We start from the raw sequence: 18,220 nt of genomic DNA on the forward strand, positions 1-18,220 counted from the left end.
CGCTCAGGTCAGCGTGCCGCGCGTCGGATAATCCTTGTCCAGTGTGAAGCTGATGCCGCTCAGCAGATCGTCGAGATCGGGCCGCGTGAACGGCGCGTTCTGGACCACGGCAAAATGCAGCGTGCCATCGGGCTTGATCAGGAACAGCCCCGGCTCGGAGAACATGTCGGGTTCCTCGCTGCCGTCACGCTTTTCACTAATGTAGAGGCCCCATTCGCGTGCCTTGTCCTCGCCCAGCGAATGCGCCAGCGGGACGTCGCCCGTGTCCCATTCCTCATGGCTGACCGCGGCGCGCTCGGGGCTGTCCATCGACACCGCGAAGACGTTGATGCCCTTGTCGGTGAACTGGTCGAGCTTGCCGCTCAGCTCGGTAAGGTACTTCTTGCAGATCGGACAATGCTTGCCGCGATAGAACACCAGCATGGTGAACGCTTCGGGCTGCTGCTTCGACAGTTCGAAACGCGCATCGATGGTGAGCGGCAGGTCGAGATCGGGGACGGTCTGGCCGGGGATAAGCTGGGTCATGAAGGCTCCTTTACCAACCCAATGAGCAGTTCCCCGGCCCGTTCCGTCACTTCTTCTTGCGGCCCTGGTGGCGGATGTTGCCCGGGCGTCCGCGCTTGCCCGCGGGATGCGACTGGCGCGGGGCACCCTGCGCCTTCTTGGGGCGCTTGTTCTGGTGCGTCCGCTTCTTTTCCGGGGCGCGGTTGCCGCGTGGTTCGATCCCCGCGCCATCGCTGTCGGGCACTTCGAACTTGAGCGCGCCGGTCAGCGCATTGGCTTCGGCGAGCTTGAGCTTGAGCCGGTCGCCCACGGCATATTCGGTGCCGCTGCGTTCGCCGACGAGCTTGCGCGCGCCTTCGTCATAGCTGAAATATTCGCGCCCCAGCGTGCTGACCGGGACCAGTCCGTCACCGCCAAGCTTCTCGATCGTGGCGAAGAATCCGAAGCCCTGCACCCCAGTGATGCGCGTATCGAAGGTCTCGCCCACGCGGCCCGAGAGCCAGGCCGCGACATAGCGGTCGATCGTGTCGCGTTCGGCCTCCATCGCGCGGCGTTCGGTCTGGCTGATCGCGTCGGTGATCTGGTGCAGCGCGGTCTTGTCGCGATCGGACAGGCCCGAGCCTTCGGGCAGGTCGACCTTGGGTCTGGGCTGTTCGAGCTTGTAGGCATCGACCAGCGCGCGGTGCACCAGCAGGTCGGCATACCGCCGGATCGGCGAGGTGAAATGCGCATAGCTGCCGAGCGAGAGGCCGAAGTGGCCCGCATTCTGCGGCCCGTAGAACGCCTGCGTCTGGCTGCGCAGCACCGCTTCCATGATCAGCGCCTTTTCGGCCGGCTCGGAAATGTCCTTGAGCATGCGGTTGAACAGCCCCGGCGTGATCACCTGCCCCAGCGCGAACTTCTTGCCCTGCGTGGCGAGATATTCGCGGAAGGCGAGCAGCTTCTCGCGGCTCGGCTGCTCGTGGACGCGGTAGACCACCGGCGCGGCCTTGGCCTCGAGCGCCTTGGCCGCCGCGACATTGGCGGCGATCATGAAATCCTCGACCACGCGGTGCGCATCGAGCCGTTCGCGGATCGCGATTTCCTCGATCACGCCCTCGTCATTGAGGCGGACCTGCCGTTCGGGCAATTCGAGATCGAGCGGGTCGCGCGCCTGCCGCGCCTTGAACAGCAGCTTCCACGCACCCCACAGGTTCTGCAGGTATTCTGGCGCGTCGCCGGCATCGATTGCGGCCTGCGCGTCTTCATAGGCGATGTTCTTCGCCAGCCGCACGATAGCGCGGGTGAAGCGCCAGTCGCTGACCTTGCCGTCCTTGTCGATACGGATGTGGCAGGCCATCGCGGCGCGGTCGACATCCTCCTTGAGGCTGCAGACATCGGCGCTGAGCACTTCGGGCAGCATCGGCACGACGCGGTCGGGGAAATAGACCGAATTGCCGCGCTTGCGCGCCTCGCGGTCCAACTCGCCGCCGGGGCGCACGTAATAGCTGACATCGGCGATGGCGATGATCGCGCGGTAGCCGCCCTTCCCGTCGGGCTCGGCCCAGATGGCATCGTCATGGTCGCGCGCATCGGCGGGGTCGATCGCGACGATGGGAACGTCGCGCAGATCCTCGCGGTGATCGCTCGATAGCGGCAGGTCGACCGCGCGCTCCGCCTCGGCGATGGTTTCGCTCGGGAAGACATGCGGGATGCCGTGCTTGGCGATGGCGATCAGGCTGAACGCCTTGGGTGCCAGCGGATCGCCGACCACCTCGACCACCTTGACCTTTGCGCGGGCCGATTTGCCCATGCGTTCGGCCAGCACCAGCTCGCCTTCCTGCGCTTCGCCCAGGTCGCCGATCGGCGCGCTGTCGCGCACGCGCTTGTCGACCGGGGCGAGCCAGGGCTTGCCCGCGCCATCGAATTCGACGACGCCCATCAGCCCTTCGGTTCGCGCGGGAAGCTTCTTCATCGGATGCGCGACCCAGCCGCGCGCGGTTTCCTCGTTGCGCGCAAGAATCCGGTCGCCGCGCTTGACCGCGGAAAGCTTCTTGCTTTCCTTCACCAGCAGCCGCGGCGGTTTCTCCTTGCTGTCGGGCGCCCAGTTCTCGGGCTCGGCAATCGGCTCGCCATCCTCGATCGCGACGACCTTGAGCACGGTCACCTTGGGCACGCCGCCCATGCGGTGATAGGCCGTGCGCTTGCCGTCGATGAGGCCTTCCTCGGCCATGTCCTTGAGACGCTTCTTCAGCGTGATCTTTTCCTGACCCTTAAGGCCGAAGGCCTTGGCGATTTCGCGCTTGCCCGCGGGCGTGTCGGAGGTCTGGATGAATTCGAGTATCTGTTCTTTCGACGGCATCCCCTGACGCCGCCGGTTCGTGTTCTGTTTTGTCATGCGCGCCATATGGGGATGGCAAGGCCCGGTGTCACGTACTCACCGTGTCCTGCCCCCTGCATCGGCAATGACCACATGCAAGCGAGTTGCCCGGACTGGTCACTTGTCTGGATCCCCGCCTGTGCGGGGATGACGAATCAGGGTGCCTTAGTACGCCTTGGCCAGCAGCACGCGCTCGACCGCGGGTTCGCCGGTGAAGATGCACGCGCCGTCGACCGGTGCAGCGTCCATTGGTACGTTGCGGATGGTGAGCTTGTGGTCCTTCAGCCGCTCGACGACCTTTTCCAGCGCCGCGCCGGTCGGCTTCGACCATTGCACTTCGACCCAACCAGGATAGCGCGAGCCGGAGAAGTGCTTTTCCACCTCGGCGAAATCGGTGACCCCGCGGGTGATGTTCGCATCGCGGCGCTCGGCAGCTTGAGCAAGCAGCGCTGCCTGCATGTCGGCGAGGATCGCGGGAATGGCCTCCCCTGCGGCTTCACGCGTCGGGTTCTCGAAGGCGGGCTTGCCGGTTTCGGCATCCCACAAGCGGTCGCGGCGCAGCATGCTGACGACGCCATTGTCCATGTCGCGCCCGCCCACCTCGACGATCACCGGCGCGCCCTTGCGGACATAGTCCCAGCGCTTCTGGGCCGCCTTGCCGGGCCGCGTGTCGAGCAGCACGCGGAGCGGTTCGCCAAGCACGCTCTGGCCGGCCAGCGTGGCGCGCAGCGTCTCGCAATAATTGACCAGCGCCTGGTCTTCGGGCTTGTCGCGTAGCATAGGCAGGATGACGACCTGCTGCGGCGCGATCCTGGGCGGCAGGCGCAGGCCGTCGTCGTCGCCATGCGTCATGATGACGCCGCCGACCATCCGGGTCGAAACGCCCCAGCTGGTGGTATGCGCCAGGCTCTCGCCGCCTTCGCGGTTCTGGTACTTGATGCCCGAAGCCTGCGCAAAATTGGTGCCGAGATAATGGCTGGTGCCCGCCTGCAGCGCCTTGCCGTCCTGCATCATCGCCTCGATCGACCAGGTCTCGACCGCGCCCGGGAAACGCTCGTTCTCGGGCTTTTCACCGGGCACCACCGCCAGCGCGAGGTCCTCGTCGGCAAAAGCGCGGTAAACCTCGAGCATGGTCAGCGTGTGCTCTTTCGCCTCGGCCTCGTCGGCATGCGCGGTATGGCCTTCCTGCCACAGGAATTCGCTCGTGCGGAGGAACATGCGCGTGCGCATTTCCCAGCGCACGACATTGGCCCATTGGTTGAGCTTGAGCGGCAAGTCGCGCCAGCTCTGGATCCAGCGCGCCATCGCATCGCCGATGATCGTTTCCGAGGTCGGGCGCACCACCAGCGGTTCTTCCAACTTGGCTTCGGGATCGGGGATCAGCCCGCCATCCTTGCCCGCGATCAATCGGTGATGCGTGACCACCGCCATTTCCTTGGCAAAGCCTTCGACATGCTCGGCCTCGCGCTCGAAGTTCGACAGCGGAATGAAGATCGGGAAATAGGCGTTTTCATGCCCGGTCGCCTTGATCCGGTCGTCGAGCAGGCGCTGCATGCGCTCCCAGATGCCGAAGCCCCACGGGCGGATCACCATGCAGCCGCGCACGCCCGATTCCTCGGCCATTTCGGCGGAACTGATGACATCCTGGTACCAGGCCGCGAAATCGTCTTCGCGCCGGGTGTTCAGGGCATGGCGGATATTGGGCATGATCGTGGGGGCCTTGGCTAATGGCGCCTCGTTCCGGCCCCACCGTCGGGTGCGGGCAGACGAAGAACCGTCATTCATCTGGCGCGCCCATAATGGGAAGATGCGCCCTTCGACAAGCGCGCGGCGCAGGAAAATGGCCGCAGGCGGGGCAAGCCCCGTGCTATTTGCCCATTTTGTCGAGCTTCTCCTGCATCGCGGCCATTTGCGCGCGCATTTCGGCCAGCTCGTCCGCCTGCTCGCTCGCGGGTGCCTGCCTGGGCGCGGGCGCCTTGCGCGAACCGGGAATGAACGCTTCGGCGGCGTTCTGCATCATCTTGAAATTGGCTTCGGCCATCTGCGCCAACGGATTGGTCTCGAGGCCCTTGGCGAAGGCTTCCTGGATCTGTTCGCGGTTCTTCTGCAGATTGGTCATGCTGGCTTCGAGATAGCTCGGCATCATGGCCTGCATCGAGTTGCCATACATGCGGATCAGGTCGCGCAGGAAGCTGACCGGGAGCATGTGCGAACCATGGCTTTCTTCCTCGACGATGATCTGCGTCAGGATGGTGTGCGTGATATCGTCGCCCGACTTCGCATCCAGCACGTGGAAATCGACGTTCTCGCGGACCATCTTGGCGAGATCGTCGAGCGTGATGTAACTGCTGGTGTCGGTGTTGTAGAGGCGCCGGTTGGCGTATTTCTTGATGATGATGGGTTCGCCCTCGACGCTCCGCTTGGCCATTCTCTCATGCTCCCCATTTGTGCAATGCGAGAGGATTAGCACGCGCGAAAAGTGCAGTGCAACATGACGTAAAGGTCAACCGAAGCGATTGCCCAGTACGGTCAGCAATTCATATTGCGATAGAGTGGTTTGCTGCGCAGCATCAGGAAGCCGGTAGGGCAGGTCGAGCCAGTCCCCCTCGGCCAGCTCGGGGGCCGCCGACAGGTCGAGCACGATCATGTCCATCGATACCTTGCCGAGGATCGGCAGGCGGCGTTCGCCATGGGTGAAATGCGCCCCGCCCCAGCTGCGCAAAATCCCGTCGGCATAGCCGAGCGAGACGACGCCGATGCGCATGTCCTCGCCCGCGGTGAAGGTGGCATTGTAACCCACGCTGGCGCCCGCCGCGATGTCGCGCACCTGGATCAACGCCGCCTGCGGATAAGCGACCTGCGCGATCCGGTCCTCCAGTTCGGGCCGCGGGATGCCGCCGTAAAGCGAGAGCCCCGGGCGCGTGAGATCGAAGGCGTAGTCGCTCCCCAGCGCCACGCCCGCGCTGTTGGCCAGGCTGGTCTCCTCGTGAGCCACGGCGGGAATGCAGTCGCGAAAAACGGCGAGCTGGCGCGCGTTCATCGCCGCGTCCTCGTCGGCGCAGGCGAGGTGACTCATCAGCACGCGCACCTCCAGCGCCTGGATCGACGGATCGGCCAGTTCCGCGGGCGCAATGCCCAGCCGGTTGATCCCGGTATCGACCATCAGGTCGCAGGCGCCGCCTCCGCCTTCGGACCACAGCCGCGCCTGCCGCAGGCTGTCGATCACCGGGCGAACGCCGGTCTCGCGCGCGAACCGGACATCGTCGGCACCAAGCAGCCCATGCAGGACCGACAGGCGCTGTGCCGGGACATGCGCGATGACGCCGGGCACCTCGCTCCAGTGCGCGACGAAGAAATCGCGGCAGCCCGCCTCGTGCAGCACGGGCAGGCAGCGATCGACCCCGAGGCCGTAGCAATCCGCCTTGACCGCCGCTCCCGCCCGCGCCGCGCCCGACATGGCGTCGAGCGTGCGCCAGTTCTGCGCCAGCGCGTCGCTGTCGATATGCAGCCGCAGGCTCGGCGGCGGAGGGCAGGTCATAGCAGGCTCATGGCAGCACGGGCGAGACCGGCGGGTCCTGCACGCTGTCTTCGAAATCGCGCGGCGGACCACCGGGCAATCCCCACCAGGCAACGATCACGCCGAAACCGACCACCACGATCGTGTACCACAGCCCGGCATAGGCATTGCCCGTCATGGCCACGATATAGCCCGCGATCAGCGGCAGGAAACCGCCCAGGTAGCCCGCGCCGATATGGTAGGGGATCGACATCGAGCTGTAGCGGATGCGCGCGGGGAACATCTCGGACAGGAGCGCCGCAACCGAACCGTAGGTCAGCGCCGACAGCATTCCCAGCACCAGCAGCAGCGCAATGATGCCGATAATGCTCGCCAGTGGCGGGACCTGCCGTTCGAACGAATAGCCATTGCTCTCGAGCCAGCTCTGGACGATCGCGCGGCGGGTGTCGGAAGGCAGCCCTTCGTAGCTGTAGCTCTGTGTGCCGATGGCCAGTTCCGGCTGCGGCTCCTCGGTCACCGTATAGGGCACGCCCAGCGCGGTCAGGTCCTGCAGCGCGCGGCCGCAGGGGCTGGCCTGCACTTCGGCGAAGGGATCGTATTCGCAGGCCGGGCCGCTGACCGTGACGGGGGCCGCGCGCGCGCTGTCCTGCAGGCCCGGGTTGGCGAGCGCGCCGATCCCCCAGAACACGGGGAAGAGCAGCGCCAGCGAGGCCAGCGCGCCGATGATGATCGGTTTCTTGCGCCCGACGCGGTCGGACCATTTGCCGACGATGATATAGAAGCCCATCGACAGCGTACCCGCGATCAGCAGCATCCATTCGACTACGTTCTCGTCGACCCGCATCGGGCCGCGCAGGAAGGACAGGCCGGAGAAGAAAGCGGTGTACCAGATTGTGGTGAGCACCCCGGTGATGCCGAACAGCGCCACGAAGATACGCTTGGGGTTGCCGGGATAGGTCAGGCTTTCCTTGAACGGATTGGCGCTGGTTTCGCCTGCGGCCTTCATCGCCTGGAAGACGGGGCTTTCCGACAGCTTGAGCCGCATCCACAGCGAGATGAAGAGCAGCACGATCGACAGCAGGAACGGGATCCGCCAGCCCCAATCGGCGAAGTCCTGCGCGGGGATGAACGCGCGGCAGGCGATCACTACCAGGATCGACAGCACGAAGCCGCCGACCACGCTGGCCTGGATGAAGCTGGTGTAGAAGCCGCGTTTCTCGGGCGGCGCGTGTTCGGCGACATAGATCGCCGCGCCGCCATATTCGCCGCCGAGCGCGAGACCCTGGAGGATGCGCAGGCAGATCACGATCAACGGCGCGGCGATGCCGATGCTGGCCGCGCTGGGGATGAGGCCCACGCCGGCGGTGGCAATCCCCATCAGCGTGACCGTCACGAGGAAGGTGTATTTGCGCCCCAGCCGGTCGCCGAGGAAGCCGAACAGGATCGCGCCCAGCGGACGGAAGCCGAAGCCGACCGCGAAACCGGCCCACACCAGCAGGATCTCGAGCGTCTCGTTATCGCTCGGGAAGAAGGCCGCACCGATCAGCCCGGCAAGCGTGCCGTAGATGAAGAAATCGTACCATTCGAAGATCGTCCCCGCGCTGCTTGCCGCAATGACGAGGCGTATTTCCTTCTCGGTCGGTTCCCTTTGCGGTGTGACGGCACCTGTGGCCATGTCGCGCTCCCCCTGCATCGCGAGTGTGGTTGTCGTTCGATCGGTCTAGCCTGCACCCCCACCCTTGGAAAGCGCGTCGAGCGCGGCCTTCCACGGCAGGAGAATGGCCCCGTGGCGGGCGCGGTAGGCGCGCGCGGGTTCGAGCATGTCAATCCGTTCGAGCGCGGGCGCGTGCGCATCGCCCTCGAGCCATTCGCCGAGGGCACCCAGCGTGCGTGACACCGCGGCCGCGTCCATGCCGCCCGCTTCGCGCGCGAAAATGGCCGCCGAGGCCTGCCCGACTGCGCAGGCGCTAACCTTCAGACCGATCCGCTCGAGCCGGCCGGTGTGGACCGACGACAGCGAAATCACGCTGCCGCAGCTGCGCGACCGCGCCTCGCCCACCGCGATCGCCTGCGCATCGAAGGGATAGTCCGCCAGTTCGACCGCCATGGCGAGCAGTGCGGGAGAATACAGCGCCGGCGCGCGCGGGGCCGCCATCAGGCGCCGTCGGCGGCCTGCTCGCGCAGCCGGGCGCGCCGTTCGGCCAGCACTTCGACCAGCGAGCGCGAACTGGCGTCGACCAGTTCATAGCTGCGCGCGGTGGTGATCCAGTTCGGGCGTCCCTTGTAGCTCCACACCGTGTCGTAGCCGACCACCAGCAGCGAAAAGGCGATGACGACAATCAGCATGCCCTTGAGCGCGCCAAAACCGAAGCCGAGCACCCGGTCCACCGGCCCGAGCATAGACGAGCGCGACACCGCGCCGACATTGTTGGCGATCACCTTCATCGCGGCATAGGGGATCAGCAGCAGCAGTGTGAACGCCAGCAGCGCAGTGGTGATGTCGGTGCCGATGTGGTCCTGCAGCGCCAGCGTCAGCGGCGTATGCAGCGCGCGGATCGCGAATGCGGCGAGGACCCACGCCGCCAGCGACAGGACTTCCTGCAGGAATCCCCGCATGAAACCGCCCGCCGCGGCAATGCCCACGATCAGCAAAACGATGTAATCGAAACCAGTCATGACCTGCCCATGCGGCCGGACTTATGAATTCCCGATTATGCGGTCAACGAGATTGGCCAATTGTCCCAAGCCGTCATAAGCCAGCGCGCTGCCCGCGCCCTTGACGTCAACCGGGCCGAAACCGCGATCGAAGCCGAGCTTGGCGGCTTCGCGCAGCCGCAGCCCGCCATGCGCCACCGGGCGGATCTCTCCGGCGAGCGAGACTTCACCAAGCCATACGCTGCGTGGCGGGAGCGGCTTGTCCGCCATCGCGCTGACCAGCGCCGCGGCCACCGCAAGGTCGGCAGCCGGGTCCGACAACCGATAGCCACCGGCCACGTTGAGATAGACCTCGGCCGCCGAGAAGTTGAGCCCGCAGCGCGATTCGAGCACGGCCAGGAGCATCGCCAGCCGGCCATTGTCCCACCCCACGACTGCGCGGCGCGGCGTCGCGCCCGACTGCAGGCGGACGATCAGTGCCTGGATCTCGACCAGCACCGGCCTAGTCCCTTCGATCGCGGGGAACACCGCGCTGCCCGCCATCGGCTCGTCCCGGCCCGAAAGGAACAGCATCGAGGGGTTGTCGACTTCTTCCAGCCCCTCGCCCGCCATCGCGAATACGCCGATCTCGTCGACCGCGCCAAAGCGGTTCTTGAGCGCGCGCAGGATGCGGTACTGGTGGCTGCGCTCGCCCTCGAAGCTCATCACCACATCGACCATGTGTTCGAGCACGCGCGGCCCGGCAATGCTGCCATCCTTGGTGACGTGCCCCACCAGTACCAGCGCGACACCGTTTTCCTTGGCGTAGCGGATCAGTTCGAAGGCGCAGCCGCGCACCTGGCTGACCGTACCGGGCGCGCCTTCGATCGTGTCCGAATGCATGGTCTGGATCGAATCGATCACCAGCAGCCCCGGCGCATCCATCGATCCGAGCGAGGTAAGGATATCGCGCACGCCGGTGGCCGCAGCGAGTTTGACCGGTGCATCGGACAATCCGAGCCGCGCGGCGCGCATGCGCACCTGCCCGCTGGCCTCCTCGCCGCTGACATAGACCACGCCGCGCCCTTCGCGCGCGATCCTGGCCGCGGCCTGAAGCAGCAGCGTCGACTTGCCGATACCCGGGTCCCCGCCCAAGAGGATCGCCGAACCGGGCACCAGCCCGCCGCCCAGCGCACGATCGAATTCGGCCAGGCCGGTGGGCTGGCGCTGCGGTAAGGCGCCGGGCTTGTCGAGTTCGACGAATTCGACCGCGCGCCCCCCGCTCGACAGATCGTGTTTCATCGAGAACACGGTCGCCGGCGCGTCTTCCGCCAGCGTGTTCCATTCGGCGCAGTCGGGGCACTGCCCCTGCCAGCGATGCGACACGCCGCCACATGCCTGGCAGACATAGCGTTTCTTCGGTTTGGCCATGCCCGATCGCTAAACGGAACATTTCACGAACGCAATTGCCTTTACCGATTTATCCCGCCATGAGCGGGCGATGCGGCAAAAGGAATTGCGGATAGCGCTGGTCTGCTATGGCGGCGTCAGCCTGGCGATCTACATGCATGGGGTCACGCGCGAGCTGTGGCAGCTGGCCCGCGCCAGTCGCGCGTTCCACGCCGCAAGCGGTCCGTTGCAAGGGGTGGAGGCGGTCTACCGCCAGCTGATCGAACGGATCGAGGACGAACACGGCCTGCGGCTGCGCATCCTGCCCGATATTATGAGCGGGGCCAGCGCTGGCGGGATCAACGCGGTGTTCCTCGCGCAGGCGGTCCATTCGGGCCAGTCGCTCGAACCGCTGACCGACCTGTGGCTCGAGGTGGCCGATGTCGACGAACTGGTCGATCCCGCCGCGCGCCTGAAATGGCGCTTTTCGAAGATGTGGGCGCAGCCCTTCGCCAACTGGCTGCTTAGTCGTCCGGGCAGCGACATCACCGATGCAGTCGCGCCCGAAACCCGGGCCGAGGTGGAGCGCAAGGTATCGCACCTCATCCGGGGGCGCTGGTTCGAACCACCCTTTTCCGGCCTCGGTTTTTCGCGCCTGCTCGAACGAGCGTTTTCGGCCATGGCCGAGGGCCCGATCGACGAACCGCTGCTGCCGCCGGGCCATCCGCTCGACCTGTATGTCACCGCCACCGATTTCCACGGGTACCAGGAATTGCTGCGGCTCCACAGCCCGCCGGTGGTAGAGGATACCGAACACCGCATGCCGATCGCATTTCGCGCGCGCGCGCCGCTTGCCGGCGGAACCGATCTCGCCAACCCGCTCGAACTCGTCTTCGCGGCCCGCGCGACCGCCAGCTTCCCGGGCGCGTTCCCTCCGCTGCGGGTCGAGGAAATCGACCGGCTGTCCGACCTGACCGAACGGAACTGGCCCGAAAGGGAAGCTTTCCTCAAGCGCGTCATGCCTGTCCATGTTGCGCGGGAAACGCTTGATAACGTGTCGCTTATCGATGGGTCGGTGCTGGTCAACAAGCCCTTTGCAGGCGCGATCTCGGCCCTGCAGGGGCGCCCCGCCCAGCGCGAGGTGGATCGGCGCTTCGTCTATGTCGACCCGCGGCCCGACCGGTTCGGAGAACGCGCCGACGGCAAGAGCGAACCGGTCGGCTTCTTCTCGGCGATCTTCGGTTCGCTGTCGACGCTGCCGCGCGAACAACCGATCCGCGACAATCTCGAACAGCTCGAGGAACAGAGCCGCGAGGCCGAACGGCTGGGCCGCATCGTCGCCGCCCTGCGCCCCGAGGTCGATGGCGCAGTGGAAAAGCTGTTCGGGCGCACGCTGTTCTTCGACCGGCCCACCCCGGCCCGGCTCAAGAGCTGGCGCCAGAAGGCGCAGCAATCCGCCGCCGAACGCGCGGGTTATGCCTTTCACGCCTATGCGCAGGCGAAGTTCACCGGTATCGTCGGACGGCTAGCGCGGCTGGTTCTGGATGCGGCGCCCAAGCTGGCAATCGATGATCCCGCACCGATCGAAGCGGTGCTGCGTGAAGAACTGATCCGCCGCGGGCTGGAAACGCTGGCATCGCCTTCGGGCGGGGCGTCGGCCGAAGCGATCGCCTTCTTCCGCGAACACGACATCGGCTTCCGCATCCGCCGGCTGCGATTACTGGCGCGCCGGTTGGCTCGCGATTGGGAGGCCGATCCCGAAATTCCCGACGATGCGCTGGAGCAGGCCCGCGACGCGGTGTACCGCATCCTGTCGCTCTATTTCGAGAAGGAAGGCACGGCCGCGCTGGGCAGCCGCTTCGGCGATCTGGCAGAGCGCGTCCTGCAGGATCCGGGCACGCTGCTCGACCTAATCGAGGCCCAGCGCCTGCTCCCGGAGCTCGATGACCGCGCCGAGGAAATGCTGGCCGAAGCGCTGGAGGTCATGCCCAAGAACCTGCGCCGCCGGATGCTGCTGACCTATCTCGGCTTTCCCTATTACGACGTCGCTACCCTGCCCCTGTTGCGAAACGAAGGTTTGACCGAGTTCGACCCGGTGAAGGTCGACCGGATCAGCCCCGACGATGCCCGCAGCATTCGCGAGGGCGGCACCGCCGCGACGCTGCGCGGGATCGAGTTCTACAATTTCGGTGCGTTCTTCAGCCGCGCCTATCGCGAGAACGATTACCTGTGGGGCCGGCTGCACGGATGCGAACGGATGATCGATCTTGTCTGTTCGACGCTGGACAAGCCGTTCGCGCCCGAGACGTGCGCGCATTTCAAGCGTGAGGCGTTTCACGCGATCCTGGACGAGGAGCAACGCACGGGGCGCTGTGCGCTGCGGCTGATCGACGAGATCCGCGGCGAAATTGTCGCCCGGATGCCCTAGCGTCCCGCACGCGCGAAGAAGAGCAGCATGACGAGCCGCGCGCTTTCGGGATCGGTGCCGAAACCCGGCGCGGCGGTGTGGAACTGCCACGGCGAAAAAAGGACGAGCCGATTGAAGCGCATGGGCACGCGCATCACGCGTTCCCACTTGGCGGGATGGGTGGTGTCCTTGTTGACCACGTCGGCGACGAGATCGTCCACCGTATCATAGCCGGTCGCGGCGAGTTCGGCGCCATTGGCGGGGACGCGTTCGAGGCCGGTGCGCTTGTGGCGGAAGAAATCGGTGCCGCCCGCGCCGGGCTTGAGACAGTCTTCCGGCCGCGAGAGATAGAGAATGCCAGAGTAGAACGCCGGATCGACATGGACGCCGCTGCGCCCCCTGTCGGCTTTCAGCGTCATGCGGCAATGGCCATGTTCGGTGCCCGGCGCACCGACCAGTTCCACGCCGAGTTGCCGCGAAACCGACGCGTCGATCGCGTCCACCGGCAAGGCCCCGGTGGTATCGCGCCCGGGGTAATTCCCGCCCGCCCCCGGCGGCGCATAATCGAGCGCCAGCGCGGCGCGGCGCGCGGCCCAGGGATCGGACAGGAAATCGTCGATGATCGTCAGCGCAGGCAGCATGGCGCGCTTATCGCGGGCCCTGCCGTGCTTGGCAATCACCCGCCCAGCGCGCCCTTGAGCTTGTCGAAGAAGCCGCGGCTCTCGGGACATTCGTCACCGGTTTCGAGCTCGCGGAACTGTTCGAGCAGCGCGCGCTGTTCCTTGCTGATCCGCGTCGGTGTCTCGACCGCGATCTCGATCACCAGATCGCCGCGTCCGCGGCCCTGCAGCACGGGCATGCCCGCACCGCGCTGGCGGAGCTGCTTGCCCGACTGGATGCCCGCCGGGATTTCGAGCGTGACTTCCTCGCCGTCGATATTGGGAATGGTGATCGATCCGCCCAGGGCAGCCTTGGTGAAGCTGATCGGGACGCGCGTGGCCAGCGTGGTGCCTTCGCGTTCGAAGATCGCGTGCGGTTTCACATGCAGGAAGATGTAGAGATCGCCCGGAGGTGCGCCGCGCGGGCCGGCTTCGCCCTTGCCCGAAAGGCGGATACGCGTACCGGTATCGACGCCCGGCGGGATTTCCACCTCCAGCGCCTGCGCCTTGTCGACGCGGCCTTCGCCGCGGCAGTCGCGGCAGGGCGAGGAAATGACTTCGCCGCTGCCGTGGCAGTTGGGACACGGGCGTTCAACGACGAAGAAACCCTGCTTGGCACGGACCTGTCCCTGGCCGTGGCACAGGTTGCAGGTGCGCGCGCGGGTCCCCGGCGTCGCGCCCGATCCATGGCAAGTCTCGCAGTTTTCGGAGACTTCGATTTCGATCTCGGTCGACTTGCCGCTGAAGGCATCCTCGAGATCGATCTGCAGATCGTAGCGCAGGTCGGCGCCGCGGCGCGCCCTCGTGCGGCCACCCCCGCCGAATGCGCTGCCGAAGATGGTTTCGAAGATATCGCCGATATCGCCGAAATCGGCGCCCGGATGACCGCCGCCGCCGGGACCGCCCTGCTGGAACGCGGCATGCCCGAAACGGTCGTAGGCCGCCCGTTTCTGCGGGTCCTTGAGCACTTCATAGGCAGCGCTGACCGCCTTGAACTTGCCCTCGCTTTCGGTGCAACCCGGATTGCGGTCGGGGTGGTGTTTCATTGCCAGCTTGCGATAGGCGGACTTGATCGTCGCCCCATCGGCATCGCGGCTGACGCCGAGCAATTCGTACAGGTCGGTTTCGGTTGTCGACATGGCTTCCCAATAACTAATCGCCACCGGTGCGCTGGAGCACCGGTGGCGACTGGTTTCTCATCGTTCGATCAGTTCTTTGCGTCTTCGTCGACTTCGGAGAATTCGGCGTCGACCACCTCTTCCTCCGCGCCGCCGTCGCTCGCGGCTTCGCCTTCCGGAGCTGCGGACGCGGCATTCGCCTGTTCCTGCTCGTAGATCGACTGGCCCATCTTCATCGCGCTCTGCGACAGGTCTTCGGCCTTGGCGTTGATGTCGGTGGGGTCATCGCCCTCGAGCGCGGTCTTGAGCGCGGCGACCTTCTCCTCGACTTCGCTCTTCAGCGAAGCGTCGATCTTGTCGCCATGCTCTTCGAGCTGCTTCTCGGTCGCATGGACGAGACTGTCGGCCTGATTGCGGGCCTCGGCGCCTTCACGGCGCTTCTTGTCCTCGTCGGCGAACTTCTCTGCATCCTGGACCATCTTCTCGATGTCGTCATCGGACAGACCGCCCGAAGCCTGGATGCGGATCTGCTGCTCCTTGCCAGTGCCCTTGTCCTTCGCAGACACGTTGACGATGCCATTGGCGTCGATGTCGAAAGTGACCTCGATCTGCGGCACGCCGCGCGGGGCAGCGGGAATGCCGACCAGGTCGAACTGGCCGAGCATCTTGTTGTCCTGCGCCATTTCGCGCTCGCCCTGGAAAACACGGATCGTCACCGCGTTCTGGTTGTCCTCGGCGGTCGAGTAGGTCTGCGTCTTCTTGGTCGGGATCGTCGTGTTGCGGTCGATCATCTTGGTCATGATGCCGCCCAGCGTCTCGATCCCCAGCGACAGCGGAGTCACGTCGAGCAGCAGCACGTCCTTGACGTCGCCCTGGAGGACGCCGGCCTGGATCGCTGCGCCCATGGCGACGACTTCATCGGGGTTCACGCCGGTGTGCGGCTTGGAACCGAAGAACTCTTCGACCACTTCGCGCACCTTGGGCATGCGGGTCATGCCGCCGACCAGGATAACCTCGTCGATCTCGTTCTTCGACACGCCGGCGTCGGCCAGTGCCTTCTTGCACGGCTCGAGCGTGCGCTTGATCAGGTCGCCGACGAGCTGTTCGAGCTTCGAACGGCTGATCGTTTCGACCAGATGCAGCGGGGTCGAGCTGCCGCCTTCCATGCGGGCAGTGATGAAGGGCAGGTTGACTTCGGTCGAAGCCGAGCTCGACAGTTCGATCTTGGCCTTTTCGGCGGCTTCCTTGAGGCGCTGCAGCGCGAGCTTGTCGGTCCGGAGATCCATGTTCTCCTTCTTCTTGAACTCGTCTGCGAGATATTCGACGATGGCGCTGTCGAAGTCTTCGCCGCCCAGGAAAGTGTCGCCATTGGTCGACTTCACTTCGAACACGCCGTCACCGATTTCGAGCACGGAGACGTCGAAGGTGCCGCCGCCAAGGTCGTAGACGGCGATCGTCTTGCCGTCTTCCTTGTCCATGCCATACGCAAGCGCCGCGGCGGTCGGCTCGTTGATGATGCGCAGCACTTCGAGACCGGCGATCTGGCCGGCGTCCTTGGTCGCCTGGCGCTGCGCATCGTTGAAGTATGCGGGAACGGTGATCACTGCCTGCGTGACGGTTTCGCCAAGATAGCTCTCGGCGGTTTCCTTCATCTTCTGCAGGATGAAGGCCGATACCTGGCTGGGCGAATAGTCTTCGCCGCCGGCTTCGACCCAGGCATCGCCGTTCTTACCCTTGACGATGTCATAGGGAACGAGTTCCATGTCCTTCTTGGTCAGCGGGTCGTCGAACCGGCGGCCGATCAGGCGCTTGATCGCGAACAGCGTGTTGTCCGGATTGGTCACTGCCTGGCGCTTGGCCGGCTGACCGATCAGGCGTTCGTTGTCCTTGGTGAAGGCAACGATCGAAGGCGTGGTGCGCGCGCCTTCCGAATTTTCCACGACCTTGGGCTTGCCGCCGTCCATCACGGCGACACAGCTGTTGGTAGTGCCAAGGTCGATACCGATAACTTTGCTCATGGTTTCCCCATCTGTTTCAAGTCGTTGGACACCGCACGCTGGGTTCCCCGATCCTGGCGGAACCGGTTGGCGGCTCTATCCGGTGGTGTGTTACACGAGCGATATAGGTGCGGTTTTTCTTGGCACAAGGGACGTGCCGCGCTAGTTTTTGCGCAGGACGAAGAGGGGATCAAATCCATGAAATTCACGCATTTCGCGCCGCTGGCGCTGGGTTTTGCGACGGTTGCGCTGGCAGGTTGTTCGGATACCGGCGACGAGGCCGCCGCCCCCGTCGCCGATGAAGTCATGCTCGAAGTCAGCAATGCGCGGCTGATGTTGCCGGCGGTTTCGGACCGCCCGGGCGCGATCTATTTCGACGTCGAGAACACCGGCGATCGCAATTACGCGATCCGCCGCGCCGATGTTGAAGGCGCCGGCAGCGCCGAACTGCACGGATCGATGGAAATGAACGGCCAGATGATGATGGACAGCGTCGGTCAGGTGCTGGTCAATGCGGGCGAGAGCGAGAACTTCGCCCCCGGCGGCTTCCACGTGATGGTGTTCGATGTCGATCCCGCACTCGAGGCCGGCGGCACCACCGATATGACGCTGACCGTGGTCGGCGGTAAGCAGAAGACCTTCCCGGTGGAAATTCGCGCCGCGGGTGACGAACGCTGAACGATCTGCACGACACGCTGGGAATGGAAACCCACGACCAGCCTGTCGCGCATTCCTGCCCGGCGGGGGGCGAACGCCGCCTGACGCGGGGCGAGATTAAGCTCGCGCGGAGCGTGTTCGGCGACGCGATCGATTACGGCAAGGTGACGATCCGGCGGCGGAAATGGTTTCCGTTCCAGCCCCGCCGGATCACGATGGCGCCGCGCGGACACGTCCATTTCCACCCGCGGGGCGATGCCTATTGCGACGATTTCTCGACTGCGAACGTGCTGCGCCAGGGGCTGTTGATCCATGAACTGGTGCATGTCTGGCAGGTCCAGACCATGGGCGACTGGTATTTGGTCACGCGCCGCATGCCGTGGGCGCGCTATGACTATGCGCTCAAACCCGGATGGCCGCTCGATCGCTACGGGATCGAACAGCAGGCCGAGATCGTGAAGCACGCCTTTTGGCTGCGCAATGGTGTCAAGGTCGCGGGCATCGCCGATCCCGCAGCATACGACCTGCTGGTCCGCTTCCCGGGGGCTGAGCGCTAGGCCCTTTGGGCAGCCGATGCGAAAAGGGCCGCCCCATGCGGGACGGCCCTTTTAGTTTGATCGGATGTTCATCCGGCCAGGCGATCAGCGCCAGTAGCGGGCGTAGCGATCGTCATCGCGGCAGTCGTCGTCGACATAGCGGCCATCGCCGTAATAGCCGTCGCAATCGTCGTCCTTGTCGCTGACATAGCCGATCACCCCGCCGATCGCGGCACCGGCTAGCGCGTAGGTTTCGAGGTCTTCGCCCAGCAATGCGCTCAGCCCGGCACCGGCGGCCGCACCGGCAGCTGCGCCCTCGACCGCGTAATTCTGCGCGCAGGCGCCCAGACCGAGGCTCGAGGCGAGTAGCGCGGGTGCGAGTAACAGCTTGGTGTTCATGGTATCTCTCCGTTTGCGTCCCTGTCGGATCACATACGGACGAG

16 protein-coding genes are annotated in these 18,220 nt (G+C 65.4%); 3 read left to right on the forward strand and 13 right to left on the reverse strand.

Annotation, left to right across the window (positions count from 1 at the left end; all coding sequences use genetic code 11):
- Nucleotides 1-3: 3 nt before the first annotated feature.
- The 9 genes from GRI55_RS08490 to radA form a co-directional block, all read right to left on the reverse strand.
- Nucleotides 4-525: a peroxiredoxin-like family protein gene (locus GRI55_RS08490; RefSeq protein WP_160766832.1), complete on the reverse strand. Its 522-nt coding sequence runs from the start codon at nt 523-525 to the stop codon at nt 4-6.
- 46 nt (nt 526-571) lie between these two features.
- Nucleotides 572-2,845, reverse strand: coding sequence for a ribonuclease R (gene rnr / locus GRI55_RS08495; RefSeq protein ID WP_202392444.1), 2,274 nt, complete (start codon nt 2,843-2,845; stop codon nt 572-574).
- A gap of 183 nt (nt 2,846-3,028) precedes the next feature.
- A complete protein-coding gene (gene proS / locus GRI55_RS08500; protein ID WP_160766834.1) occupies nt 3,029-4,570 on the reverse strand; it encodes a proline--tRNA ligase in 1,542 nt (513 codons plus the stop codon).
- Nucleotides 4,571-4,730: 160 nt separating this feature from the next.
- Nucleotides 4,731-5,291 carry a polyhydroxyalkanoate synthesis repressor PhaR gene (phaR, locus tag GRI55_RS08505; protein ID WP_160766835.1) on the reverse strand — a complete coding sequence of 187 codons (561 nt, stop codon included), beginning with the start codon at nt 5,289-5,291 and terminating at the stop codon, nt 4,731-4,733.
- Between the two features lie 75 nt (nt 5,292-5,366).
- A complete protein-coding gene (locus GRI55_RS08510; protein ID WP_160766836.1) occupies nt 5,367-6,401 on the reverse strand; it encodes an alanine racemase in 1,035 nt (344 codons plus the stop codon).
- 7 nt (nt 6,402-6,408) lie between these two features.
- Entirely contained in the window at nt 6,409-8,055 is a 1,647-nt protein-coding gene (locus tag GRI55_RS08515; RefSeq protein ID WP_160766837.1) for an MFS transporter, read from the reverse strand.
- Nucleotides 8,056-8,100: 45 nt separating this feature from the next.
- The gene (locus GRI55_RS08520; RefSeq protein WP_050600527.1) at nt 8,101-8,535 is read right to left on the reverse strand and encodes an iron-sulfur cluster assembly scaffold protein; all 435 of its coding nucleotides are present in this window, start codon (nt 8,533-8,535) and stop codon (nt 8,101-8,103) included.
- The gene (locus tag GRI55_RS08525) at nt 8,535-9,056 is read right to left on the reverse strand and encodes a CvpA family protein (RefSeq protein WP_050600528.1); all 522 of its coding nucleotides are present in this window, start codon (nt 9,054-9,056) and stop codon (nt 8,535-8,537) included. The genes GRI55_RS08520 and GRI55_RS08525 overlap by 1 nt, the downstream gene beginning before the upstream one ends.
- 21 nt (nt 9,057-9,077) lie before the next feature.
- A complete protein-coding gene (radA, locus tag GRI55_RS08530; protein ID WP_160766838.1) occupies nt 9,078-10,445 on the reverse strand; it encodes a DNA repair protein RadA in 1,368 nt (455 codons plus the stop codon).
- A 70-nt stretch (nt 10,446-10,515) separates the two neighbouring features.
- Here radA and GRI55_RS08535 point away from each other — a divergent pair, with 70 nt between their 5' ends.
- The gene (locus GRI55_RS08535) at nt 10,516-12,831 is read left to right on the forward strand and encodes a patatin-like protein (RefSeq protein ID WP_160766839.1); all 2,316 of its coding nucleotides are present in this window, start codon (nt 10,516-10,518) and stop codon (nt 12,829-12,831) included.
- Here the strand turns inward: GRI55_RS08535 and GRI55_RS08540 are convergent.
- From GRI55_RS08540 to dnaK, 3 genes are all read right to left on the reverse strand, one after another.
- Nucleotides 12,828-13,490 carry a DUF6445 family protein gene (locus tag GRI55_RS08540; RefSeq protein WP_307019366.1) on the reverse strand — a complete coding sequence of 221 codons (663 nt, stop codon included), beginning with the start codon at nt 13,488-13,490 and terminating at the stop codon, nt 12,828-12,830. The genes GRI55_RS08535 and GRI55_RS08540 overlap by 4 nt on opposite strands.
- The gene (gene dnaJ / locus GRI55_RS08545) at nt 13,487-14,608 is read right to left on the reverse strand and encodes a molecular chaperone DnaJ (protein WP_050600532.1); all 1,122 of its coding nucleotides are present in this window, start codon (nt 14,606-14,608) and stop codon (nt 13,487-13,489) included. The genes GRI55_RS08540 and dnaJ overlap by 4 nt, the downstream gene beginning before the upstream one ends.
- Before the next feature lie 68 nt (nt 14,609-14,676).
- Nucleotides 14,677-16,605 carry a molecular chaperone DnaK gene (gene dnaK / locus GRI55_RS08550; protein WP_063505605.1) on the reverse strand — a complete coding sequence of 643 codons (1,929 nt, stop codon included), beginning with the start codon at nt 16,603-16,605 and terminating at the stop codon, nt 14,677-14,679.
- Nucleotides 16,606-16,782: 177 nt separating this feature from the next.
- Between dnaK and GRI55_RS08555 the strand changes: the two genes are divergently transcribed.
- Both GRI55_RS08555 and GRI55_RS08560 read left to right on the forward strand, forming a co-directional pair.
- Nucleotides 16,783-17,262: a copper chaperone PCu(A)C gene (locus tag GRI55_RS08555; RefSeq protein ID WP_160766840.1), complete on the forward strand. Its 480-nt coding sequence runs from the start codon at nt 16,783-16,785 to the stop codon at nt 17,260-17,262.
- A gap of 23 nt (nt 17,263-17,285) precedes the next feature.
- Entirely contained in the window at nt 17,286-17,798 is a 513-nt protein-coding gene (locus GRI55_RS08560) for a hypothetical protein (protein ID WP_050600535.1), read from the forward strand.
- Between the two features lie 84 nt (nt 17,799-17,882).
- On the opposite strand, the gene GRI55_RS08565 is transcribed toward GRI55_RS08560, so the two are convergent.
- Nucleotides 17,883-18,176, reverse strand: a complete 294-nt coding sequence (locus GRI55_RS08565) for a YMGG-like glycine zipper-containing protein (RefSeq protein WP_050600536.1) — start codon at nt 18,174-18,176, stop codon at nt 17,883-17,885.
- Nucleotides 18,177-18,220 lie beyond the last annotated feature (44 nt).

The sequence above is a fragment of the Qipengyuania citrea genome, assembly GCF_009828015.1.
GTDB classification, from domain to species: Bacteria; Pseudomonadota; Alphaproteobacteria; order Sphingomonadales; family Sphingomonadaceae; genus Qipengyuania; species Qipengyuania citrea.